General features: G+C 67.9%; 29 protein-coding genes. 23 read left to right on the forward strand and 6 right to left on the reverse strand.

The window, feature by feature from the left end; translation table 11 throughout:
• Positions 1-2: 2 nt before the first annotated feature.
• The 18 genes from ACZ5WG_RS15850 to ACZ5WG_RS15935 all read left to right on the forward strand — a co-directional run bounded on the left by ACZ5WG_RS15850 (position 3) and on the right by ACZ5WG_RS15935 (position 16583).
• Entirely contained in the window at positions 3-1745 is a 1743-nt protein-coding gene (locus ACZ5WG_RS15850) for a DUF6582 domain-containing protein (protein WP_468723535.1), read from the forward strand.
• Positions 1746-1873: 128 nt separating this feature from the next.
• Positions 1874-3244, forward strand: coding sequence for an SU10 major capsid protein (locus ACZ5WG_RS15855; RefSeq protein WP_468723536.1), 1371 nt, complete (start codon positions 1874-1876; stop codon positions 3242-3244).
• A gap of 60 nt (positions 3245-3304) precedes the next feature.
• Positions 3305-3634 (forward strand): hypothetical protein, encoded by a 330-nt coding sequence (locus ACZ5WG_RS15860; protein ID WP_468723537.1) that lies wholly within the window; start codon positions 3305-3307, stop codon positions 3632-3634.
• A 3-nt stretch (positions 3635-3637) separates the two neighbouring features.
• Complete coding sequence (locus tag ACZ5WG_RS15865) at positions 3638-4306, forward strand: hypothetical protein (protein ID WP_468723539.1); 669 nt, start codon at positions 3638-3640, stop codon at positions 4304-4306.
• A gap of 10 nt (positions 4307-4316) precedes the next feature.
• Complete coding sequence (locus ACZ5WG_RS15870) at positions 4317-4808, forward strand: hypothetical protein (protein ID WP_468723540.1); 492 nt, start codon at positions 4317-4319, stop codon at positions 4806-4808.
• 71 nt (positions 4809-4879) lie between these two features.
• Positions 4880-5095 carry a hypothetical protein gene (locus ACZ5WG_RS15875; RefSeq protein ID WP_468723541.1) on the forward strand — a complete coding sequence of 72 codons (216 nt, stop codon included), beginning with the start codon at positions 4880-4882 and terminating at the stop codon, positions 5093-5095.
• Entirely contained in the window at positions 5092-6243 is a 1152-nt protein-coding gene (locus ACZ5WG_RS15880; protein WP_468723542.1) for a phage tail tube protein, read from the forward strand. The genes ACZ5WG_RS15875 and ACZ5WG_RS15880 overlap by 4 nt, the downstream gene beginning before the upstream one ends.
• A gap of 91 nt (positions 6244-6334) precedes the next feature.
• Complete coding sequence (locus ACZ5WG_RS15885) at positions 6335-6742, forward strand: hypothetical protein (protein WP_468723544.1); 408 nt, start codon at positions 6335-6337, stop codon at positions 6740-6742.
• Between the two features lie 116 nt (positions 6743-6858).
• Positions 6859-7002: a hypothetical protein gene (locus ACZ5WG_RS15890; RefSeq protein ID WP_468723545.1), complete on the forward strand. Its 144-nt coding sequence runs from the start codon at positions 6859-6861 to the stop codon at positions 7000-7002.
• A 1-nt stretch (position 7003) separates the two neighbouring features.
• Positions 7004-7459 carry a hypothetical protein gene (locus ACZ5WG_RS15895; protein WP_468723547.1) on the forward strand — a complete coding sequence of 152 codons (456 nt, stop codon included), beginning with the start codon at positions 7004-7006 and terminating at the stop codon, positions 7457-7459.
• A gap of 32 nt (positions 7460-7491) precedes the next feature.
• Entirely contained in the window at positions 7492-10215 is a 2724-nt protein-coding gene (locus ACZ5WG_RS15900) for a phage tail tape measure protein (RefSeq protein ID WP_468723549.1), read from the forward strand.
• A 48-nt stretch (positions 10216-10263) separates the two neighbouring features.
• A complete protein-coding gene (locus tag ACZ5WG_RS15905) occupies positions 10264-13677 on the forward strand; it encodes a hypothetical protein (RefSeq protein ID WP_468723551.1) in 3414 nt (1137 codons plus the stop codon).
• Between the two features lie 15 nt (positions 13678-13692).
• The gene (locus ACZ5WG_RS15910; RefSeq protein ID WP_468723553.1) at positions 13693-14220 is read left to right on the forward strand and encodes a hypothetical protein; all 528 of its coding nucleotides are present in this window, start codon (positions 13693-13695) and stop codon (positions 14218-14220) included.
• Entirely contained in the window at positions 14217-14507 is a 291-nt protein-coding gene (locus ACZ5WG_RS15915; protein WP_468723555.1) for a hypothetical protein, read from the forward strand. Before ACZ5WG_RS15910 ends, ACZ5WG_RS15915 begins: the two co-directional genes overlap by 4 nt.
• Positions 14508-14513: 6 nt before the next feature.
• The gene (locus ACZ5WG_RS15920) at positions 14514-15407 is read left to right on the forward strand and encodes a glycoside hydrolase family 25 protein (protein ID WP_468723556.1); all 894 of its coding nucleotides are present in this window, start codon (positions 14514-14516) and stop codon (positions 15405-15407) included.
• A gap of 11 nt (positions 15408-15418) precedes the next feature.
• Positions 15419-15805, forward strand: coding sequence for a hypothetical protein (locus ACZ5WG_RS15925; RefSeq protein WP_468723557.1), 387 nt, complete (start codon positions 15419-15421; stop codon positions 15803-15805).
• The gene (locus ACZ5WG_RS15930; RefSeq protein ID WP_468723558.1) at positions 15806-16240 is read left to right on the forward strand and encodes a hypothetical protein; all 435 of its coding nucleotides are present in this window, start codon (positions 15806-15808) and stop codon (positions 16238-16240) included.
• 28 nt (positions 16241-16268) lie between these two features.
• Positions 16269-16583, forward strand: a complete 315-nt coding sequence (locus tag ACZ5WG_RS15935; RefSeq protein ID WP_468723560.1) for a hypothetical protein — start codon at positions 16269-16271, stop codon at positions 16581-16583.
• Between the two features lie 64 nt (positions 16584-16647).
• On the opposite strand, the gene ACZ5WG_RS15940 is transcribed toward ACZ5WG_RS15935, so the two are convergent.
• On the reverse strand, positions 16648-16962 hold the full coding sequence (locus tag ACZ5WG_RS15940) for a hypothetical protein (protein ID WP_468723562.1): 315 nt from the start codon (positions 16960-16962) through the stop codon (positions 16648-16650).
• Positions 16963-17222: 260 nt separating this feature from the next.
• On the opposite strand from ACZ5WG_RS15940, the gene ACZ5WG_RS15945 reads away from it, so the two are divergent.
• The 5 genes from ACZ5WG_RS15945 to ACZ5WG_RS15965 all read left to right on the forward strand — a co-directional run bounded on the left by ACZ5WG_RS15945 (position 17223) and on the right by ACZ5WG_RS15965 (position 21164).
• Positions 17223-17909: a recombinase family protein gene (locus tag ACZ5WG_RS15945; protein ID WP_468723563.1), complete on the forward strand. Its 687-nt coding sequence runs from the start codon at positions 17223-17225 to the stop codon at positions 17907-17909.
• Positions 17906-19288 carry a hypothetical protein gene (locus tag ACZ5WG_RS15950; RefSeq protein ID WP_468723565.1) on the forward strand — a complete coding sequence of 461 codons (1383 nt, stop codon included), beginning with the start codon at positions 17906-17908 and terminating at the stop codon, positions 19286-19288. The genes ACZ5WG_RS15945 and ACZ5WG_RS15950 overlap by 4 nt, the downstream gene beginning before the upstream one ends.
• Before the next feature lie 76 nt (positions 19289-19364).
• Entirely contained in the window at positions 19365-19895 is a 531-nt protein-coding gene (locus ACZ5WG_RS15955) for a hypothetical protein (protein ID WP_468723566.1), read from the forward strand.
• A 40-nt stretch (positions 19896-19935) separates the two neighbouring features.
• Positions 19936-20163 carry a hypothetical protein gene (locus tag ACZ5WG_RS15960; RefSeq protein WP_468723568.1) on the forward strand — a complete coding sequence of 76 codons (228 nt, stop codon included), beginning with the start codon at positions 19936-19938 and terminating at the stop codon, positions 20161-20163.
• 209 nt (positions 20164-20372) lie between these two features.
• Positions 20373-21164, forward strand: a complete 792-nt coding sequence (locus tag ACZ5WG_RS15965) for a phage antirepressor KilAC domain-containing protein (RefSeq protein ID WP_468723570.1) — start codon at positions 20373-20375, stop codon at positions 21162-21164.
• 186 nt (positions 21165-21350) lie between these two features.
• On the opposite strand, the gene ACZ5WG_RS15970 is transcribed toward ACZ5WG_RS15965, so the two are convergent.
• From ACZ5WG_RS15970 to ACZ5WG_RS15990, 5 genes are all read right to left on the reverse strand, one after another.
• Positions 21351-21812 carry a hypothetical protein gene (locus tag ACZ5WG_RS15970; protein WP_468723571.1) on the reverse strand — a complete coding sequence of 154 codons (462 nt, stop codon included), beginning with the start codon at positions 21810-21812 and terminating at the stop codon, positions 21351-21353.
• Positions 21813-21871: 59 nt separating this feature from the next.
• Positions 21872-22102, reverse strand: coding sequence for a hypothetical protein (locus ACZ5WG_RS15975; RefSeq protein WP_468723573.1), 231 nt, complete (start codon positions 22100-22102; stop codon positions 21872-21874).
• 23 nt (positions 22103-22125) lie between these two features.
• Complete coding sequence (locus ACZ5WG_RS15980) at positions 22126-22464, reverse strand: DUF6233 domain-containing protein (protein WP_468723575.1); 339 nt, start codon at positions 22462-22464, stop codon at positions 22126-22128.
• A gap of 167 nt (positions 22465-22631) precedes the next feature.
• Positions 22632-22886: a hypothetical protein gene (locus tag ACZ5WG_RS15985; RefSeq protein WP_468723577.1), complete on the reverse strand. Its 255-nt coding sequence runs from the start codon at positions 22884-22886 to the stop codon at positions 22632-22634.
• A gap of 9 nt (positions 22887-22895) precedes the next feature.
• Positions 22896-23033: a hypothetical protein gene (locus tag ACZ5WG_RS15990; protein WP_468723579.1), complete on the reverse strand. Its 138-nt coding sequence runs from the start codon at positions 23031-23033 to the stop codon at positions 22896-22898.
• Position 23034 lies beyond the last annotated feature (1 nt).

A 23034-nucleotide genomic window follows, 5' to 3' on the forward strand; every position in this document is an offset into this window, starting at 1 on the left:
CCGTGGGAACCCTCGGAACCATCTCCGGAATCGCGCTGGTCCCTGGCGTCAGTCGCAACGGGCGTTTGTACACGGCGGAGGCAATCGGCCGGGCTGTGGCCCGCGCGCAGGAGCGCATCGAGGCCGGTGACCAGCCGCTGACGATGCTGTCTTTCCACGGCGCCGATGACGACTCCACCCAGATCGTCGGCCGGATCACTGCGATCGAGCAGGATGAGGCCGGCGCGGCCCGCTATACCGCGGCTATCGCCGACACCGAGCCCGGCCGCACGATTGCCGCACTTGTCGACGACAGTGACGGGCCTCCGTTCCTGCGCGGGGTCTCCATCCGCGGCGCCTGGGTCGGCAAGGTCCGTCGCGAGACCGGCCCCGACGGCACCCCAGTAGAGACCGCTCCGGATTTGGAACTCGACGGCCTCGACTTCACCCGCAAGCCGGGCGTCCTCGGCGCCCGCGTCGACACCTACACGCCCGCCGGCCCGGGGCCCGCGGCCGAGTCTGCACCCGAAGGCCGGGTGCTCATCACCGAGTCAGTACAGGAGGCGCTGGTGCACACCGTCAGCGAAGCCGCCGCCGAGACGGTGGCCGTCGGCGGGGCGGGGCCGTTCGCGGACCCCGGCTACCAGGCCGACAAGGAGAAGCGTTACCCCCTCGACACCAAGGCCGGCGCCAAGAGCGCCTGGGCCCGAGTGCACGAGTCGGAGGTAGCCCGCGGCTACACCGCGGCCCAGCTCAAGCGGATCCGGCAGCGGGTAGCCAAGGCCCTGCGCGGCCACGGCGTCGAAGTAGCCACCCAGGAGGGCTGGCTGATCGACCCCATCGGCCGCATCTCCGAGGAAGTCGCCGAATGCCTGGGCTTCTCCGACGACCCCGGGCACGGCGGCTCCATGTCGATCAGCCTCACCAACGGGCCGACCACGGTCACCGTCACCTCGTACTGCGTCGACCCCCACGACCTCGACGCTGTCGGCCGGGCCGCCATGGCAGGCGCCTGCCAAGCCATCGCCGCGATTGACCCGGACATGGACGCCGACATCGACGTCCCCGGCGCCGACGCTTCCGAGGTCGGCGACGACGCCATGGAGAGCCTCACAGCGGGCGAGAGGCTGGCCAGGGTCCCGACTGTGGGCGCCGCATCTGCGGTCGTAGGCGTAGCTGATGTCCTGTACGCCCCGGCCATGACCAGCGAGACCGTCGAGGCTCGACGCGCGGCACTCACTGTGACCTCTCAGACCCCGGCACCGGAGACACCGGCTGCCGACACCACCACCCAGGAAACGGAGACCGCCATGGCGGAGTCCACCACCCCGGCCGCCGAGGCGGCGCCCGCTCCCGCCACGGGCGGGGTCACCCTGACCGACGAGCAGTTCAAGGCCCTCCTCGCCGCGGTCGCCCCGCAGCCGGCCGCCGTCGAGTCGGCGCCCGCCGAACCGGTCGTCGAGGCTGCCCCCGCGGCTCCGGTCGTGACGGAGACCGACGAGCAGCGCATCCAGCGCCTCGTCGCCGAGGGCATCAAGGCCGCCCTCCCGCATGCCGTCCAGGAGCACGTCGAAGCCACCGGCGGCCCGTCCCGCAAGGGCCTCGTCACCCCCCTCTCCGAGACGGCAGGCACCACGACCGGCGGCGTCCCGGAAGGCTGGCCCGCCAAGCCGCTCCACGAGTTCACCCCCGAGGAGTGGGCCCAGCACGTCGCCCCCACCACCGTCGGCGCCGTCCTCGGCAACCGCGGCCAGGCCTCCGAGTAACACCCCCACCAGCACATCCTTGACCGCCAGCCCTTAGGGCCGGTGCCGCTCGGCAGCGATGGTCACCTGCTCCGCCTCCAACCCCCGATGCGGGGCCCCGTCATCCCACTGCCGAGAAAGGCACTGCCATGTCCCAGGCTGAACTGCGCGAGGCGCTCACTGCTGCCGGCGCTGCACCGCTGATCAACCAGATCATCGACCCGATGCTGCTGGAGTACCAGCGCCGGTACGCGCCGCTGGTGCGTGCCATCCCGTCCCGCAAGTGGGACTCGACGACGTACTACTTCAACCAGCGCACCGCACGTGCGGCGGGCGGCTTCGTCTCCGACGGCGGCGCCCGCCCGGTATCCAACAGCACCTACGTGCAGAACTCGTTCCCCATCCGGAACCTGCAGTCCGTCGGCGCGGTCACCGGGTACAGCCAGGCCGTGACCCGGCAGCTCGTCGGTGACCTGCGCGCGCAGGAAATCGAGGGCTCCATCCAGGGCCTGTACTGGGACGTCGAGAACGCCATCCTGTGGGGCAACAGCGGCAGCACGGCGCTCGGCGGTTACCCGCAGTTCGACGGCCTCGACACGCTCGTCTCGTCCTTCTCCGGGAACTCGCAGAACAGCATCGACCTGAACGCGGCGCTGTCACTGGGCGCTCTCGACCGGCTGATCGACATGGTGGAGCAGCAGGCCGCCATGAGCATCTACGACCCGACGTGGATGCTCGTCATGTCACCGACCGCGGCGTCCAAGGTTGCGCAGCTGGTCATGACGCAGCAGCGGTACCTCGACCGCGTAGAGGTCGCGGCCGGCCTGAACGTTCCGTCGTACCGCGGCATCCCGATCATGAAGTCGTCGTTCCTGTCGGCCCGCTCGTACAGCATGGGCACGGTCACCACGGCAACGGCCACCTCGGGCGGCACCCTCGCCGCGGCGACGTACTACTACCAGATCGCCCCGGTCATCGCCCGCCAGGGAGAGATCGTCCCGTCCGTCGAGGTGTCGCAGACCACCACGGGGTCGACGTCCACCGTCACCCTCTCGTTCTCGACGCCGGCAGCGCTCGACGGCTCGCAGCCCAACCTGTTCAAGGTGTACCGGTCTACCGCAACCGGCACCGAGACGTTCCTCGGCTACGTCGACGCGACGGTCGGGATCGCCGCCGACGGCGTCACCCCGATCCTCACCACGAGCATCGTCGACGACGGCGCCAAGCTCACCCCGAAGAACGGCTCGACCGTCCCGGCCCAGGGCCCGGCTGCCTACGTCGGCACCAACGCGTCCATGAAGCCGCAGGCCACCGGCCAGGAGAACATCTACCTGATCAGCCGCGACCAGAACAACGTCGTCCGGCCCTACGTCCGCGAGCTCCAGCCGCTCGACGTCTACCCGACGACCGCGAGCCCGGACACGCTGCCGTTCGCCATCTGCTCCGACACAACCCTCGCTGTTCGGGCGCCCAAGTACACGGGCCGTTTGGCACGCGTCACCACCACCCTGTCCAGCTGACCCTCCGGTGCGCCGGCCTGACGGTCGGCGCACCCCTCAACCCCAAGGAGGAGCCCCCTCATGGCTCTCATCCGCAAGGCCGCGGCGGGCAGCGACTCGCACGGCCACGTCTGGCCCAAAGACGGCTCGGTCGTCGAGATCAACGACCCGGACCAGATCGCCGCACTCATGGCGATCCCCGACGCCGGCTTCAGCGAGGTCACCCCGAGCGGCAAGGCCGAAGCGGCGCCCGCTGCCCCCGACCCCGATGAAGACGACAGCGACGACGGCGCGAACCTCGAAGCCGACGAGATCGCCGAAGTCGACCCCACGGACGAAGACGTCGAGGCGCCGAAGCCGGCAGCGAAGAAGACCGCGGCCCGCAAGACGACCGCCAGCAAGCCGGAGTAAGCCGTGGCCGCGGACTCCCCGGTACCGCTCGCCAGCGCGTCCGACATGGCAAGCGGGCAGTTCGCCGACCTGGTCCGCGACTACAGCGCCGACGCCCTCGCACAGCTGATGATCGAGTCGACCCGGCAGTGCGAAGGCATCGCGGGGCGCAGACTGGCCCCGTTCTCGGGCGTTCCAGAGTCGCATCGGGCCACAGGCATCGACCCGGATGAACTGTCCGACGCCGGATCGATGCCGATGGACCTGACCGCCACCGTCGGTCGCTCCTTCGCGAACGCCCTGGGTAGCACGGACCAGGTCAGGCATGTCTGGCTGTCCGAGTACGCGCCCCGCTATCCGGAGATGTGGACCTACTCCAACCTGCAGGTCACGCTGATCCGGTCCTACGGCGGTTCGCAGACGGTCACGGCTGCCTCGCTGATCGGCGCGGAGAACGACAGCGGGCACGTCTGGTTCACGCTCGGCACTTACCTGCCACTCGGATCGCTGATCCGTGTCATCTACGACGGCGGATACAGCACAGTCCCCGCGGACCTCGGCCGGGCCTGCAAGCTCGTGGCGGCCAGCCTGGTCCTGGGCGAGATCGATCCGGCAGGAACCCAGTTCGCTCACGACCGCGGCGTCCTCACGGCCCAAGCAGAGGCCATCCTCTGCAACTACCAACACACGTAGGGGGGCCGTCGTGAGCAGCGCTGACGCCGTCGCCCGGGAGGCGGACTGGCTGACGTCCTTCAACCCTGCGGACGGACTGCCAGCCCTACACGCCTCACAGGGCGGCCCGTTCGACGTGATCCAGGGATACCTGCCGCGTACCCCACAGCAGCGGCGGACGCAGCTGTACGTCATCCGTCAGCGCCTGCACGAGGTACGGACTGCGCACGTGAGGAGGATGGCCCGGTACCACTTCCAGCTGCGGATCGTGTGGCCTGCATCGTCGCCGTCCGGAGCGGTGGAGCCCGCTCAGCAGGCTCTCGATGCGGCGATCGAGCTGGTGCTGCTGCGCGTCGGTGGACTGATGCTCGACAAAACCCATGGCGGACGCTTCCTGTCCGTGGCCGAAGATCCGGCCGAGGTTACCGTCGACTTCGCCGACCCGGCCGACTCGACGGCGGCCCGCGCCGACCTGCTCTGCACTGTCAGCTATGCGGCGGACGACGCCGAGATCAACGGCTGACCCCCTGTTCCTGCCAGCCCCCGGACCGTCTGGCCGGGGGCTTTCCCACGCCCCGACATCGGGAGAGCCCTGTGCGCCAGCGCAACGACAGCGGGTCTGTCTGGCACTTCGCCAGCACGCCCGCCACCGACGACCAGCCCGAGCAGCCGCCGTACAGCGTCGAGCCGGGCGACACCGCCGACTACCCGCAGCTCCTCGACGGTTGGACGCCCGTCACCGAGACCCCGGCCACAACGACGACCCGCGGCAAGAAGGCCGCCGACAAAGAGGGAGGTGAGCCCGCATGACGCTTCTGTCCAGGCTCGGATGGATCGGCATCGCCAAGGAGGTCACGCAGGGCACGTTCCTGGCGCCGACGTTCTACCTGCCGGTCAACAAGAGCGACTTCAACGTTGAGTACACGCAGCTCAAGGACGTCTCCTACCGGGCCAACGACACCAACCTGCAGGGCCTGTACCAGGGCGTTGGCGAGACTTCGGCGAGCCTCGAGCTCTCCGCGTACCCGGATGCCCTGGGATATTTCCTGCGGATGATCGGCCCGGACACCGTGACCGCAGGCGTCTCAACGACGCTGTCGTCGTCCTCGCTGGCCGGCGCCACGTCCATCTCGACGGCCGCCACGATCCCGGCAGGGTCGACGATCAGGATCGACACGGCCGCGAACACCGAGTACGCGATCACCGGTACGCCTTCGGGGTCCGGGCCGTACACGATCCCGATCGCTACCCCGGCGACCGGCCTGACGCTGGCGCACTCCTCGGCCGTCGCGGTCGTCGCCCAGACCACCCACACGTTCAAGCAGTCCACCTCGGTCGCCAAGCCCACATACAGCCTGGTCGACAGCAACGTCTTCGAGACCTGGGGCTACCCGGGCTGCATGCTGTCGGAGGTCGGCTTCAAGATCGACCCGAAGGGCATGGCGACGCTCGACGCCAAGCTCACCGGTTGGATTCCTGCAGTCCAGACCGGCCTGTCCGCCCCGACGTTCACCGCCGTTCAGCCGATGCTCGGCTGGCAGTGGGCCATGACCAACGCTGGCAGCTCTTCCACCCGCGGCCTGTCCTACGACCTGACTCTCAAGCGGAACACAGATGCCATCCACGCCTCGAACGGCAGCCAGCAGCCCCGCGAGGTGTTCTCGGGCGTCCTGGACGCCGACATCAAGTACAAGGCGATCTACGAGTCGGATGCCGACTACAACCTGTACTTGCAGGCCTTGCAGACGCAGCCGACGACGGCAGTGCTCACCCAGCCGGTCACTGCGGGCGGATCATCGCTGACGCTGACCACGACCACCCCCGGCTGGTCGAAGGGCGGCTACGACAAGGGCGGTGTCTACGTCACCGCCGACTTCGAGATCAACGGCATCTACAACTCGACCGACGCCGGCGCCATCCAGGCCGTCCTGAAGAACTGGGTCACCTCGACCTACTGATCCACCAGCTCCCTGGCCGTGCCGCACGTGAGGGCGTCACGGCACGGCCAGGGTCTGACGCCCTCGACGCCCTCAGCACTGGAGATCCACCATGGCCGGCTACACCAACCCCTACAACCTGCTCACTTTCCCGGAGCTCGGCGAGGACGTGTCCGTCCTCATCCGCAACCCCCAGCTCCTGGCACCGGCGGAGGTGACTCCGAAGGACGTCGCGCTCGATGAGCAGGGGCGGCCCCTTGACCCGCAGGAAGCCCAGAACGCCATGTACGAGGTGTTCGCGCGGATCATCGTCGCCTGGAAGGTCTATGACGGATCCGTATCGCCTGCCCTCGAGCTGGGAGAAGATCCGGATCCGGTCGCCCTCTACGAGTCCCTGAACTCGACTCCGGCCGCACAGCCGCGACTCGGCGCCATCACGGTCGACAACATCGCCCGGATGCCGCTGCGGATCATCAACCGGATCGGGGAGGAGCTCGGCCGAGTCGCGGACCCTCAGTAGGCCCCGGCTCCCCGTACTACGAGGACGTCCTCCTCCCTGTCGAATCGATCATTGAGGGGACATGGGGCTCCGACGACGCCCCAGCCGAATGGGCCGATTTCATCCTGATGAGGCGCATGCACTGGTCATGGGATCAGCTCCAGGGCACCCCCATGTACGTGCGCCGGTACTGCCTCGACATCCTCGGCATGGTCTCCGAGCACGAACGGCAGGAAGCCGAGCGGGAGCAGGCCAAGGCCGATCGGGCGCGCGGGGGATGACATGCTCGAACTCCGTCCCGGCCTGTTCACCACGCTCTTCACGGAGATCGCGGCAGATGGGCAGCTCAAGTCAAAGACCTTCCTGACCCAGCTGGCCAACGCGATCGAGCGACAGGCCAAGACGAACGCCTCGTCGGGGTCTCACCGCCGGGGCACCCCCACCCCGGCAAGTCCCGGATCAGGGCCGGCGGTCATCTCGGGAACGCTGCGACGCTCCATCACCCACACCGCGGTCGCGCCGAGCGGGACGGGCTGGGAGACGAAGGTGGGCACGGGCGCGGGAATCTCCCCGCCCTACGGCCGGACGCCGGCCAGCAAGTACGGCCTGGCGCTTGAGAGCGGGCTCCGCAACGGCGCGACCTACCCCTTCCTGAAGCCCGCGTACAGGTTCGGGATCACAGTCGTCGCCCCCCAGCTGTACGTGACCGTCTACCGCGTCGGCTGGCCCCGCATCTGAACGACCACCGCTGACGACGAGAGGCGGTGGCCATGGCTGAAGTCGCCGACCTCTTCGTCCGACTGCGGGCCGAGACATCCCAGTTCACCGCGGGAATGGCTGCTGCAAGCCGCGGCGGCGAGAGCTTCATGGCCCGCATGGGCGGCGTGCAGGGCCTCCTGACCAAGGTCGGCGCCGCCACCACCGTCGTCGGCCTCGCGTTCGTCGCCTACGGCGTCAAGGCGGCCGGTGACTTCCAGCAGCAGATGAACCTGCTGGTCACGGCCTGCGGCGAGTCCCAGTCGAAGCTCAAGATGGTCAGCGATGGGGTCATGTCGCTGGCCCGCAACACCGGTACGTCTACGGGCCAGCTCGCCGAGGGCATGTACCAGGTCGAGAAGGCCGGCTACCGGGCCGGTGACGGCCTGAAGGTGCTGAAGGCCGCCGCGCAGGGCGCCCGCGAGGAGGGCGCTGACCTCAAGGACGTCACCAACGCCATGACTAGCGTCATGGCGTCGTACCACCTGGGCGCCGAGGACTCCGTCCGCGTCATGAACGCCCTGAAGACCGCCGCCGGCGAGGGCAAGATGACCATGCAGGAGTTCTCTGCATCGCTCGCCACGGTCATCCCGATCGCCTCCGCCAACAAGGTCTCCTTCGCCGAGGTCGGCGGCGCCATCGCGACCCTGTCGCAGCACGGTACCTCCGCGCGCGAGGCGACCCAGGAGCTCGCCTCCACGATCCGCAACCTCGCCGCGCCCAACAACGTCGCGGTGCAGGAGATGCAGCGCCTGGGTCTCTCCTCGACGGATGTCGCAACGAAGCTCGGCGAGCGCGGCCTCACCGGCACGCTCGACCTTCTGTCTCAGACGGTCCTGTCGAAGATGGGGCCCAGCGGGACTCTGCTGCTGAGCAGCTTCAACCAGACGAAGCAGGCGGCTGAGAACGCCCAGACGATGATCAAGTCAATGCCGGCAAGTATTCAGGAACTCGCGCGTTCCTACAGCTCGGGGTCGATCTCTCTGGCCGACTGGCGAAAGGAACTGAAGGCGCTGCCGCCGGAGCAGGCGAACCTCCTCAGCCAGTACGCCACGCTGCAGAACAAAGCGAACGGCTTCTCGGCGGAACTGAAAAAGGGCGGGCCGGCCGCGCAGACGTACACCGAGGCCATCAAGAAGATGACCGGTGGCGCAATCGGCCTCAACACGACGCTCCAGCTGACCGGAGAGAACACGGAAGGTTTCAAGGAGCGCGTAGAGAAGGTCGGCCACAGCTTCAACAATGCCTCGAAGGACGTCGAAGGCTGGGCCCTTACCCAGCAGTCCTTCAATGTCCAGATGGGCCGCTTGAAGGAGGCGGTCACCACGGCCGCGATCGTGGTGGGCACGAAACTGATTCCGCCAATCCTCAAGGTGATCACCTTCTTTGAGCAGAACAAGGCCGCCGCTGCCGCCTTGGCAATCGTGGTGGGCGGTGTCCTCCTCTTCGCGATGGGGGCGTTCATAGCCTCCTTGTGGGCGATGGCGGCTGCAGCCGCGGTCAACCCGATCACCTGGATTGTTCTCGCGATCGTCGTGCTGATCGTCGAGCTCGTCTACCTAGTCACCCATTGGCGCCAGATCTGGGGCTTCATCCAGTCCATCACGAAAACCGCCGTCGACTTCATCGTCGGACGCTGGCACGAATTCTCCAGCAAGAATGCGGCGATCTGGCATGGCATAACGTCAGCGGTCTCCACGGCCTGGCGTGGGCTTGCCGCGTTCTTCGTCGCGGGCTGGCATCTGCTGGTCGACCCGATCGTCATGGCCTGGAATTGGATCTCCCGGGTCACGGTTGCCGCCTGGGACGGGATCACCGCGTTCTTCCGGAAGTGGTGGCCGCTCCTACTGGTCCTCTTCGCTACGCCAATTGCCGTGGTGATGTCGATCTGGAATCACTTCCACACGCAGATCACCAACACCGCGGTCGGCGCCTGGACCATGATCGCCGGTTTCTTTTCTCAGCTCTGGACCCAGATCAAAGCCGCTGCAGGCGTTCTCTGGGGCGGAGTCGAAAGCGCGATCATCACGCCGATCATGGCCGCCTGGGGCTGGCTCGTCGCCGCCTGGGGCGCCATCTCCGGCTGGCTGAAGGGCCACTGGTCGGGCATCCGGTCCAGCGCGAGCAGCATCTGGGGTGGCATCCGCGACTCCATGATCACGCCGTTGGTGCACGCCTATAACATGATCAACAGCACCATGGACCGGATCGGCGCCTCCATCCGCGACGGACTCCGCGGCGCCTGGAACAGCGTCAAACAGGTCAGCTCCTGGTTCTGGGACATCGGCGTCGCCATTGTCAACGGCATCGTCAACGGCGTCCGCGCCGGCGCCGGCTACCTCTACAGCAGCCTAAAGAACCTCGCCAGCAACGCGCTGTCCGCGGCCAAGAGCTTCCTCGGTATCCAGTCACCCAGCCGCGTCTTCGCTGATGTAGTCGGCCGCAACATCTCTGAGGGCGTTGCCGTCGGCATCGACGACCACGCCCACCGGGCTGTCGCATCAGTCGACTCCCTGGCCGGACAGATCGCCGGCCGGCCGTTCACCGCGCCGTCGATTGCGGCGGGCGGCTACGGCATCGCCAGCGGCAGGTCGGGCTCGAGCGCGCCCGCCACCACCATCCAGATCACTGTGCAGGGCAGCGTCGCCACCATTGACGGAATCGCCCGCGAAATGGAGGAGGCCTTCCTCCGCCGCGGCATGCGCAACCCGACGACCTACCCCGCCTACAACCGCTAACCGCACCGTCACAGCGCCGCACGGCGCCCCTCAGCCCCGGGAGGCGCCGTGCCCAACCCCAAGATTTCCACCCTCGTCGAGCCGTTCACGGCCGCAGCGCTCAACACCTCCCTGTGGAACTCGATCACAGGAACCGCCACCCTCGACGCTACCGCCGACCTGGTCACCCTCGCCCAGCCGACCGTCAGCGGCACCACCAACAGCTTCGGCTCCACCAACCTGTACGACGCCACCGCCAGCAGCCTCTACGCGCTGATCACGGCGGTCGCGAACGGCAGCGGCAATACCAAGACGGCCCTCGTGCTTCGGGTCGACGCCAACAACTCTGTCGCCGTCCGTGTCGAGAGCGGCACCCTGAAATTCACCCTGCAGACTGCTGGCAGCACCGCCACGACGACGCTCGGCGCCTACGACGGCCACGCCCACCGCTGGTGGCGGCTCCGTGAAGCGGCGGGCACCTGGTACGCCGACACGTCCGCCGACGGCATCACCTGGACCAACCAGACCAGCAGCTCATACAGCTGGGCCGCATCCGCGACCGCCATGACGGTCGCATTCCAGACCTCGGCAGGCGCCACCGAGGTAGCCGGCCTGACCGCCTCGATCAGCTGCATCAACATCCGGTTGGGCGGCCCCAGCAATCCGAACTGGCCTCTTATCGAGGATGGCTGGGGTGCGAGCTGGAACGCGAGCAGCGGCAACCCCGCAGACCGCTTCACAGAGGTGACCCCGCGCACGATGGGCGTCTCCAGCATCAACCGGGGCCGCCAGTACGAGCTGGATCAGGTCCGCGCAGGCGAGCTGACCATGAGCCTCGCCAACACCGACGGCGTGCTCGATCCCGCCAATGCGGCGAGCCCCTTCGCAGGGCACATCGCTCCTTACCAGCCGTACCGGAAGCGGGCTCAGTGGCCGGCCACGCTGAACGTGCTGGCGCAGGTCGCGGCGACTGGCGGCGACCTCGGCGGCTACTCCGCCGGCAGCGGCCTATCAGCCGCGGACATTCTCAGCGACTGCGACCCCAGCGGCACCGCCACGGTCACCACCAGCGCGACCGCATGGATGGGCGCCACGGTGATGCAGTGCTCCGTTCCCTCCGGGACGACCGCGCCGTCCAGGATCACGTACACGCGGCAGCCTGCCGTACTGCCCGGCCAGGCATACACGCTGCAGCTCCGCGTCCGGAACATCACCGGATCCACTTCGCTGCAGGTTAAGGCGGGCCTCGGCTGGTACGACGCTACGGGAGGCGCGGCCGGTGGCTTCACCTACGGATCGACGTCTACCCTGACGGGCTCGACCACTGCGGCGTGGACTCTCCTCACTGTCACAGCGACTGCCCCCGCGAACGCATCCGGTATCGCCGCTGGCGTCATGGTGGCGGCCACCGCCGGCTCGACGTGCTCCGTCCAGGTCGATGGCTGGCAGCTGGAGAGGGGCTCCGCGGCCACGCCCTGGGTGACGCCGGGCGTCTGGTACCCGATGTACACGGGCTATGTGGAGCGCTGGCCCTCATCCTGGCGCGACGGCGTCTACGGAACCCTCAACCCAACCTGCACAGACGCGTTCGCGCTGCTGTCCCAGGTCAAACTGTCCGACCCGCTCACCGAGGAAATCAACGCGCACAACCCACGATTCCTCTTCAAGCTGGACGACCCTCAGGACTCCGAGGGTGCCAGCGACGCGACGGGCAACTTCGGCCTGGCGGAAGTCGCCACCTCCAAGTACGGGCCCGGCTCGCTCGCATTCGGCACTCAGATTGCCGCAACAAGTCCCAGCGGCATGTACACGGGCAGCACGGGCACGGTGGTGACCGTCGACAACCCGGACCCTGGCACTTTCGTCATCAACCCGGCGACGTTCCTCAAGCTGGGCACCGCTGGCATCCGCGGGCCGATCACGCCGACCTCGTGGACCCGAATGATCGCGTTCCGCTACACCGGGCCAGGGCCGACCGACCGGGCCGCCTTCTGGGCAGGCTCGGATCCGCAGCGCACCACGGCGCCATCCGGCGCACGGTTCGTCGTGTACCTGGACAACACGGGTACCCCCAAGTTCACCATGGCCGGAGTCGCGGGCACCGGCTACACCATCACGGCTGGCGGGGCCACCAACTGCGCCGACGGTAACTGGCACCTCTTGCTCTTCGGCTACGACCAGACGGCCGCCCAGATTCTTTGCTCCCTGGACGGTGCCACCTCGGCCTACACGGGTTCGATCAACCCCATCGCGACGCCCGTGGGGCTGATCAGCGACAACCTCGGCAACTACGTGGACGGCACCATCGGCGACGGAACCACCCAAAACTTCAAGGGCCAGATCGCATTCGCGGCCGAGATGGACTGGGTCGGCACCGCAGCAGGAATCACGGGGCTCTACAACGCCTGGAAGAACTCCTTCCTGGGCGAGTCGACTAACGCCCGCTACCAGCGCATCCTCGGCTACTCGATGTGGAGCGGCGGGGTCTCCGGCCAGACCGGCCTGACCACATCGATGGGGCCGGCCGACTTCGGCGGCCAGGACGCCCTGTCCGCACTCCAGTCCGTCGTCGACACCGAGGGCGGAGTCCACTACGTCGACCGAGCCGGCAATATCACTTTTCGGGCGCGGTCGGCCCGCTACAACGCCCTCGTCCCGACCTTCACCTTCGGGGAGCGGACCGATCTCGGCGAGTACCCCTACGAGGACTGCAAGCTCGATTTTGATCCGACGCGCCTGTCCAACCAGGTCACCGTCACGCAGAAGGGGACGGGGCAGCTCTTTGCCGCGCAGGATGCCACGTCCATCACGGCGTACTTCCCACGCCCCCTGGCCCGCACCCTGAACACGTCCTCGCCCAGCGAATGCCAGGACGCCGCGAACTATCTGCTGTCCCGGTACAAGCAGCCTGTCAGCAGGATCAACTCGCTGAAGGTCCATCCGTCAGCCCAGCCCGCCCTGTGGCCGGTCCTGCTGTCGATGGAGCTCGGGGCCCGAGTGCGAATCATGAGGAGGCCTCCGGGCGTCCCCGCGATTCAGATCGACGCCTTCGTCGAGTCGATCAAGTGGGACTTGGACGACCGAGGTGAAGTCTTCGTCTCCCTGCAGTGCTCGCCGGTCGACGTCACCCCCTACGGGCTGTTCGCCTCGTGGCACACGACGCTGAACACGAGCGTCGCCTCCGGCGTGACCAGCATCGTCGTCAACGCATCCGCGGACACCACGAACCCGCTGGCGGCGCAGCTGGGGTTCGGCCAGCAGATCGTCCTTGGCCTGGGCACCGCCAATCAGGAAACGGTGACGGTCTCGTCGATATCGACGACGACCGCCGGGTGGACCAGCGCCACCATCACCCTGACCGCGGCCACCACCAAGGCCCACACGGCCGGCGACACCATCTGCGAGCCGCTGCCCGCCGGGATCACCTCCGCAGCGACCTGGGATGCCACGTCGCAATTCGACGCCACCGCATTCGCCTACTAGGAAAGGAGCACGTGCATGCCGATCGCGGCCCCCAACCCGGCGCAGGTGGTCCCAGGCCAGTACATCACCGGCGCTTTGTGGAACGCCAACGTCTACAACGGGCTGACGTTCCTGGCCAACAAGCCGTTCTTCATCGGCCAGCAGACCGTCGTGCAGTCCGTCGCCAACGGGACCTGGCAGACGCTGACCATGGACACCGAGATCGTCGACACCTATGGCGGCCACTCCACGATCAGCAACACCTCGCGGTACACCTGCCAGCTCGCCGGTTGGTACCGGGTCGGCGGCAGGGCGGCGTTCGCCGTGAACGGCACCGGCAGCCGCGGCGCCCGCGTCCACATCAACGCCAACTACATCCAGGGCGGGGCCAGCCTCTGCGGCGCGGGCACCCTGATGGGCATTCCCGAGGTCACCCACACCCTCTACCTCAACGTCGGTGACTACGTCGAAATCGCCGGCGGCCAGAACTCGGGCGGCAGCCTCTCGACCGCCTACGCCAACGAGGGCGCGTCGATGATGTACGTCATTTGGGAGCACGCATGATCGCCTGCAAGTGCGGGGAGCCCGCCGTCGTCCAGTGGAGGCGCCGGCCCACCAGCGCCGAGGCCACTCAGCTTCCCAGGGGCGTACCCGCCGAGTCGTCCAGCATCCCCGTCTACGCCTGCGCCGACCACGCGCTCACCCCGGCGCTGGCCGCCCTTGTGCACCAGGCGGCATGTGCTGGCCCGGACAAGAACGGCATCTGCAGCTGCACCCCGGAGCCGGCGCCCGCCACCGACTTTCCTGAAGACCCCACCAAACCGAAACGACGCCTCCCGAAGGGCTGGTGACTACCCATGGGCATCTACGGACAGGACTGGGCCTCGTACCAGGGGACAGAGCCGAGCGTGGCCGGCCTTGACTTCGTCTTCACGAAGATCACGGAAGGGCTCGGGTACGAGAGTCCGAAGTGGGTCCGCCAGCGCGACCACGCCAAGCGAAACGGCCTGGTCTGGGGCGCCTACCACTACCCCCACATGGCCAACAGCGCCCGCGAAGAGGCCGACTACCTCCTCGATCAGGTGGCCTGGCAGCCGGGCGACATCATCGTCCTGGACTGGGAGGGCTACGACAACGCCAACCAGGGCGTCTCCAAGGCCCGCCAGCTTGCGTACAAGGAGGAGTGGCTCCGGTACGTCAAGGCGAAGATGCCGGGCCACCGCGTCGGCATGTACGCCAACGTCGACTACTGGAAGAACGTCGACAACACCGGCTACTGCGGCGACTTCCTGTGGATCGCCACCGCAGGCCGCAAGGCCGGCGACCCCGGCATCAAGGCGCCGTGGATGTTCCACCAGTACGGCGACAATCCCGTCGACAAGGACTACTGCCCCCTGTCCAGCCGCGAGGAGCTTCGCGCCTGGGCTCTCCTCGAGGAGGACGACATGCCCACAGCCCAGGAGATCGCTACGGCGGTCTGGAAGTTCCAGGTCACCAACGCCGCGAGTGGACGGCCGGTCGCCGTCGAGGACGTCATGGCCTGGCAGGACAAGATCCACAACACGCAGGTCGAGATCCTCACACGCCAGAACGCCGCCACCACCGCCGCGATCACCGCGCTCGCCACCCAGCTCGGCCAGCACGACAACGTCGACACCGAGACCCTCGTCGCCGCGGTCAAGCAGGCCATCGCCGACGCCGTCATCCACGTCGACGTCAACGTCACCGGAACCCCGACCCCCTCCGCCTGAAAGGCCCTCACATGAAGATCTTCGGCCGTGAACCCGTCTACATCCTGGCCGTCATCGCCGTCGCCCTGAAGCTCGCCGCGGCCTACGGGATCGGTGTCTCCGACGCACAGCAGACGCTCGTGAACACCTTCCTCGCCTGCGCCGTCGCCGTCGTCTCCGCGATCGTCCTCAAGACCGGGGCCGCTGGCGCCGCGATACTGCAGCTCGCCCAGGCGGCGCTGGCCCTCTTCGTCGGCTTCGGCCTGGACATGTCCGCGACCGAGCAGGCCGGCTGGATGTCTCTCGTCTCTGCGATCCTCGCTGTCGTCGCGCACGGACAGGTCGAAGCCCCGGTGTCCCGCCTGCCGATCGAGCAGACGAGTCCGGTCAAGCCCGCCCCGCCGCAGATGGTGGCGTAAGTGCGGTGCCGTGCAGCGCGGCGGCTGCGTCGCAGGCTGGGCCGCCGCGGCGCGATCCTCACCTCCTACGGACTCGTCTGGCTGCTGTACGGCTACGCCCAGCTCGTCACGCCACAAGTCGACCAGCGCGGGCTCGCCCTGCTGCTGCGACTCATGCCGCTCGACGCATGGGCATGGTGCTGGATCGCCGCCGGCGCCGTCGCTTTGGTATGCGCATGGGCTCCGCCGGGCCGAGACGCTGCCGCCTTCCTCGCCCTCGTACTCATCGTCGTTCCGTGGACAGCGACGTACCTGGTGGCCTGGCTCTCCGGGGGCTACCCCCGCGGCTGGGTGGCGGCAGCGGTATGGGCGGTCATCACCGTCCCCGTCCTGGTCGTAGCGGGATGGCCCGAGCCGCCCCGCCGTAAGAGAGCGGTAGAGCCGTATGAATGCTGAAACTTGGGCGTCCATAGGGGTGTCGGCGGTGACCGGCCTGAGCGGCGTGTGGGCAGTGCGTGCCGCGCGGCGGACGCCGAAGCAGGAGCGCCGGGATGACTTCACGGCGATCAGCGACCAGCAGGGCAGGGCGATCGAGCGCCTCGAACGGCGCGTGGAGCAGGGCGAGACGAAGGCTGAGCAGCAGCAGGAGCGTCTCGCCGAATGCGACGAGGCCATCGCCTGGCTCCTGGTCCGCGTCCGGGATCTCGTCGGCGCCCTCCGCAAGTCCGACTCAGAGCCGCCCGTGCCCCGGCCCATGTCCGCCCGCGCCGCTCGTGTCCTCGAGCGCAGCGACGTGTGAGAACTGGAGTGCGAGCAGCCCCACCGCTACGGCGGTGGGGCGTTTTGCCTTGCTTGGGCTGACCTCAGCCTGAGTGGTACTTGGCCTTGTGGTTGGCAACGCTCTTGGGAGCGCCCCTGTAGCCGGGCTGCGTAGTGCATTCGTCGCACTCTAGCCAGCCCGCCTTCTCCACAGCATCGCCGGAGACGGAGTGATGAGGGCCGTATCCGTGAGCGTGGAGGAAGTGAGGAACACTTCCCTCGTAGTTGAGGGCGATCAGCGCCGACTCGGCGGTCTTGTCGTGCCCCTGAGCGAAGAACTTGCCGAGGCCGACTTCCCGGCCGCAGCCGCACCAGCAGTTGCCAGTAGGGATCAGACGAGCCTTCTCAGTCTTTGACATGCCCCCAAAGTAGCAAGCCATGACATGAAGTCAAGACATTGAGTCATGACATGCAGTCGTCGACGAGGCCCCCCGTTGGAGACCGGGTTGGGCGCGATGAGATACCAAAGCGCCGGTGTCCAACAACCGATCGGTTGATGGACAGAGGCGTCTGTGCGGGCCGTCCTCGGCCTTTGCGCCCGGACAGGCGTTCATAAAGGGTGTCCAAAAACTCGAAGTGTTCATCAACCATCAACCACCCTTTTCTGTACGGTAGTTGCATGACCACAGCCGCCCAGTGGGCAGCCGACGGCGACGACACCCTCGCCGCGTTCCCCGCCACCATGACCGGCGTCCTCATCGGGTACGCCCGCGTCTCCACCAAGGGACAGAACCTCGACCGCCAGATCGCCGCACTCACCGACTGCGGCTGCGCCAAGGTCTTCGCCGACAAGAAGTCCGGCAAGACCGTCGAACGCGAAGAACTCTGGAAGGCGCTGGAGTACGCCCGCCCCGGGGACACCCTCGTCGTCCCATCCCTCGACCGCCTCGGCCGCTCGATCCAGGACCTGATCGCCATCGTCGCCGGACTGCGTAAGCGCGGCATCGGCTTCCGCTCGCTCCACGAAGCCCTCGACACCACGACCCCCGGCGGCCGGCTCGTCTTCCACGTCTTCGCCGCGCTCGCCGAGTTCATCCGCGAGCTCATCGTCCAAGGCACTCACGAGGGCCTCGCTGCAGCCCGCGCCCGCGGCGAACGCATCGGTCGGCCTCCAGCGATGACCGAGGAGCAGATCGTCCACGCGCGTTCCATGCTCGCGAACCCCGAGGCGTCGATCACCTCCATCGCCAAGCTGCTGGGCGTCTCGCGCACGACGCTCTACAAGTACGTGCCCGAATTGCGAGCGGGGCACCGACCCTCCGTCGGGCAGCAGCGCGGGGCCGCCCGGGAACTGGAGCAGGCGTGAGCCAGGCTGCGGGGCGCATCTACGCCCTCTCAGACCCGCGAGACGAAGTCATTCGGTACATCGGACAGACTACGAAGGCCCTCGAGGAACGGCTCGCAGGGCACCTTTCAAGCCCTGCAGGCAAGGTGGCGCCCTGGATCATTGAACTCAGGGCGGTGGGTCTCGAACCTCTGATCACCACCCTGCGGGAGAACGTTCCCGTAACCGAACTGCTCTCCGCGGAGCAGGAGGAGATCACACGACGTGTCGTGGCCGGCGAGCCGCTGCTGAATCAGGCAAGCACCGCCGCGGGCCGACGCATAGTCGAGCGCAAGCAAGCAGAGCTCGCTGCCAGCCGGCGCCAATCAGCTTGGGCCGCAATGGCACGAACCTGCAGGGAGGCTCTCGGGGGTCCCTTGCCCCCAGGCGACTTGTCGGCCCTGACCCTGCAGAGGGCTGTCCAGGAGGCCCTCCTGCGCCTGCAAGTCGAGGAGGATCCGGCCAGTGAAGCACTCACTGGCGGGCTGAGTAGCCAGATTCGACTGCTACGCACCCAGCAGCGGGTCAGCGAAGAGCTATGGGGGGCCTGCCGCCCAGCCTGGGCGCGTCTCCGAGGTGCCGACGACGGCCTCGATTTTCATCTAGCGTCTCTCGTCAGCCACGTAGCTCGGCGCCCTGCGGAGCCCGCCTCGCTCGCGCTGAGATACCTCTCCTTGATCCCGTGGGCAGTTTGCGCCGTAACACCCTGGGCCGCCCTCGCCCAGCGGGGCGGCTTGTCTCTAGAGCCAGCCGCCTTCAGCGCCTGGGCCGGCGGGAACGCGGACGTGATAGCTGCACTGTCTGATCTTGGCTCGTACTACCCGGAGATCTTCACCGTGCTGGCTTCTCGGGAGAGTCCCAACGACCGCTGGCGTGCCTCCTCGCACCTGGCCGCGGCCGTCGCGGCCCACACTTCAGGGCAGATCCCTGAGGCAGTGGTGCCGGATGTGAGAGACGTCCTGCGCGAGATCGCCCGGGACAAGATGCTTACGCCAGCCATGGCAGAGCTACTGGCCTCACTCGACCCGAGGGCGTTGGAGGACATCTTCGGGCCTGATGCGGCACGGGCCGCGGATGCTCAGCTCGGCCTGCCGCCCGGGACGGCCGTCCAAGTTCTGCGGTTCGTGCTTGAGTGCAAGGGCGTTGGCCACCTTGGAGTTCTGGACCGCGTGGTTGCGCGTGCGTCTCAAGAGCTGCCGAGGACCCTCTATCCCGACTACAGCACGTGGTACGGCCGTGGGATCCCGTCTGCCCGCGCCATCACGGTCTCGCTTGCCGGGGCCGGGCTCGCCGCTCTGCCAGATGGCTACTCCTGGCCCCAGGTGCTGCATGAGCTCCAAACGATATGGGATACCGCCTAAGGTCGTTTGGTCGAACTGTCCGGCACCAGACCGGACAACTCCGCCACACTGGTGCCCCGCCGCTGGAGGAGGAACCGTGCCGCTGCTCGACCGTCCCACTCTGTCCGTCGATGAGGCTCGCGTGCTGTTGGCGGAGACTCGCCAGGATCCGCTGCTGCATGCGGCCGCGTCGCTGATGCTGCTCGTGGGGGCCCGGCCGATGGAGGTGATCGCCGCTTCGGTTGAGGACTACACGCCGGGCGTCGAGCCGCGGATGCTGCTCGGCAGGCGCAGCATCCAGATTGCCCCGTCGGCGGCCCGTGCGGTCAACGGCTATCTGGTGGCGCAGGAGGCGTCGCCGGAGGAGCCGTTGTTGCTGGGTTTGCAGACGGTCGGTGTACTGCCTCGCTTGCTGCGGGCTGCCGCTAACCGGGCCGGGGTGGAGGCTGGCGTTCATGCCCTGCGGCGTGCCGCGATTGGTGCGGCGCTGGAGGACGGTGCTCCGCCGGCCCACATTGAGGCGTACTTCGGGATCGACAAAACGCTCGACCGGAAGGCGCTGCTACCAGTGCCGGACGGCTATGACGCCGCGATGGCCCGCACTCTCGAAGCTGCCTTCGGCGTCTGACCGCCCTGCCAAACTGGAGTCACCCGAAGGAGTGCCTGTCGTGTTGCCGCCCGACACTGTCCGCCTGACCGTCACCGCCACCATCCGCGGCCAGCTCTGTCACGTCTCAATGCCGTACCCGCGGCACTGCTGGGACGGCGTCAGCGAGGAGGACCGCGAACAGCTTCGACTGATCGCCCGCTGGAGGCTCAGCGGCTGGGCTCGCGATGAGTACGGTGTCGAGCTGCCGGCCTCAGAGGTTGACGCGCTGCCGGTGACAGCCGCCTGACCGCCCTGCCCGTTGCTGACGCCCGCTGCCAACCGGTGGCGGGCGTCCTTGCGTTGGGGCCGCGACTCAGGGCGTCGTTTCTCACGGTGCGTCACCCGGTCGGCGTAGAATCTCGCCTGCCGGGATGCATATGCGCCCTGGAACGAGATCAGCCCCCGCGCAGATGTAGGGTCCGCCGAGGGCTCGAAGATCATGGAGGCCAGCTCCACGTGATATCTCAACCTCACCCTAACCTGCCCGCGGCACCTGGTGCCACATCGGGGGCAAGCCCGTTCGATCAGATTCGCCGCGAGGACTCCCTCGGTGAGTACTGGGATGCCCGCGACATCCAACCGCTCCTCGGCTACGTGAAGTGGGAGCGCTTCGAGGATGCCGTTGACCGCGCGGTCTTGGCCATCCGCAACACTGGCCAGCACGCTGAGCTGCACATTTCCCGGCGCCGGGAAGAGGCGGCCCCCGGCATCGTCCGCGGCACGTACCGGCTCACCCGCTACGGCGCCTACATGATCGCCATGAACGGCGACCCGCGGAAGCCGGAAGTCGCCGCAGCGCAGACGTACTTCGCTATCCAGACCCGGAAGGCGGAGCTGGCCCCCGAACCGGCGCGACCGATCTCTGAGCTGGAGATGGCGCGCAAGTACGTCGAGGCCCTCGAGCGGGAGGCGGAGGTGAAGGCCGAGTTGGCCATCGCCGCCCCGAAGGCCGGCAAGTGGGACGAGTTCCTCAACGCCGAGGGCCTGTGCGGGATGACCGAGCTCGCCGACCTCCTCCACGCCGACGTCCGCACCCTCACCGGGTGGATGGTCGACGTGGGCTGGTTCCGGAAGCAGACGTCGCGGTCCGGCGGTAACCGCAACCTGCCTCGGAAGGCTTTGCAGGACTCGGGCGCCTTCGTCGTGAAGCAGGAGACGAAGAACGGGTTCATCTTCCCCGTTGTCTACGCCACCCCGGCCGGCATCGACATGGTTGTGGATGCCTGGCCGAACCGCGCCGCCGCCTAGCAGCACTGACGCCCGCCTCCGCATCCAGCGGGGGCGGGCTTCTTCGTATCCGGAATCTTGCTTTGTCATATGCCTACCGCCACCCCGGCCTGCGGGTTTACTGTGTGCGCACCCGATCCCCCCGGGGGCCAGCGTCCCTCCCGCTCCTCCCCACGGGAGGGCCGCCGCGCGCCCGAGGGGCGGCAACTACGACTGGCCTTGCCGGTTGCTCATGAGCACGGCGCCGATGGCCATGCCGATGGCTGTCGCGAAGGCAGCGGACCCGCTGAACAACCACCAAGCCATGCCGACCAAGAACGCGGCAGCGATCAGCATCCCGGTGCGTTCTGCTGCCCGATTGGTCGACAGCGGAACGAAAACGGGTTTGCCCTGCTCCATGCGGAAGAGTTGAGCGGCCGAGCATACGGCGCAGAGCGGCACCTCGAACAGGCTGCGCGAGTCGTATGAGAACACCGCGAAGGCAGCGAGCGGAACGCCTGGGCGACAGGCCGCCTGGGCTGTGTCACGGTGAGCCAGGTTGCAGGGGCACTGGCATTCCCCGTCGCGCGGCTGGTCCCAAACTTGGATGCGCTGTGGATGCCAGTGGGTCCGCCTGGCCAACCCGTCTTCCAGTGGTGCTGGCCCTATATAGCCGTCAAGATCGCGCATGCTGCCTCCCCTTTGAGGGAGGAGTGTGCCACGCCAATGTGGGCCTGGGCGTCACTCGGTCACCCGTCGGTGTGCGGCCCGGTGTCCCACACGGTGGGCCCGCCGCCGCGCCATATGACCGGCGGCCAGTCCTCCTCGTCTACCCAGCCGGCCCGCCGCAGGAACTCGACAACGTCCCCCATGCTGTAGGCCAGGCCGAGTATCGAGTCGGTCCCATGGACGTGGGCGGTGACCCGCCGGCCGCCGGTCGCGGCGACGGGATGGACGGTGACCTGCGTCTGATCGGCCATATGTCCAGCCTGCGGCGGGCAGGTCAGTCCAGCACGCCGAGCACCGTGTCCGGCGAGCAGTACGGGCAGGCAGGGATCCGGTCGACGCCGAGCGCGCGCAGGGCCGCGTCGCGGGTGATGGGCCGCATCCGCCAGCCCTTGCCGCCCATGGTGCAGCCGCCGACGTGAACGACGGACGGATGCTTGGAGAGGTCGAGCTCGAGCTCCCAGTCCGGCGGCGGAGCTGCGGGTAGGCGGGCGGCCTGCTCGGCCAGCCGCCGTTCCTCGGCGGCGATCCACCCGCGGGTCCGCTCGAGGTCGCCCAGCTGCACTCGCTCCAGGAAGTGGAGGAGGTCGAGGCGGGACGGCTGCGGGTCGGACACAAGTTCGATTCTACGACGATCGGCGCACGCCGTTGTCAGTGCCTGGGTCTAGCGTGGACACATCATCCGCGCACTCCCGAGTACGCGGGGATGCTGCGGGCTGCAGCTGCACGGTCCCGCCCCACCGGACCCCCACGGGGGACAGCGCCCGGCGGGGCGGCGGCACGTCAGGCCTCAGGCGGCGCCTGATGCAGGGCCTTCGTCACGACGTCCTTCTCGAGCTTGAACCGATTCTCCAGACCGTACTGCTTCGCGTGCTCCGTGACCGCGTTCTGGAAAGCGTTCGCCGCCTCCAGCCACGGCCGCCACCGCTCCGCCGAGTACGGGCCCTGCTGCGCTTCGATACGCGCCTTTTCGCTGGCCAGCTTCAGCTCGACCAGTCGCTGCCGCGCACTCGCTTCGTCTACCTGTTCGTTTACCACGCCCGGATCCTAGGCGGCGGGTACGACAGTCGCCCGCAGCCACTCGGCGAGCAGCTCCTGATACTCCTCCGACCCGGCCCCACCGGCGGCGACGAGCTGGCGAATCCGCTCGTTCAGCTCGGCTGCCGCCTCGGGGTTCGGGATCATG

The organism is Streptomyces sp. NPDC032745 (genome assembly GCF_055579465.1).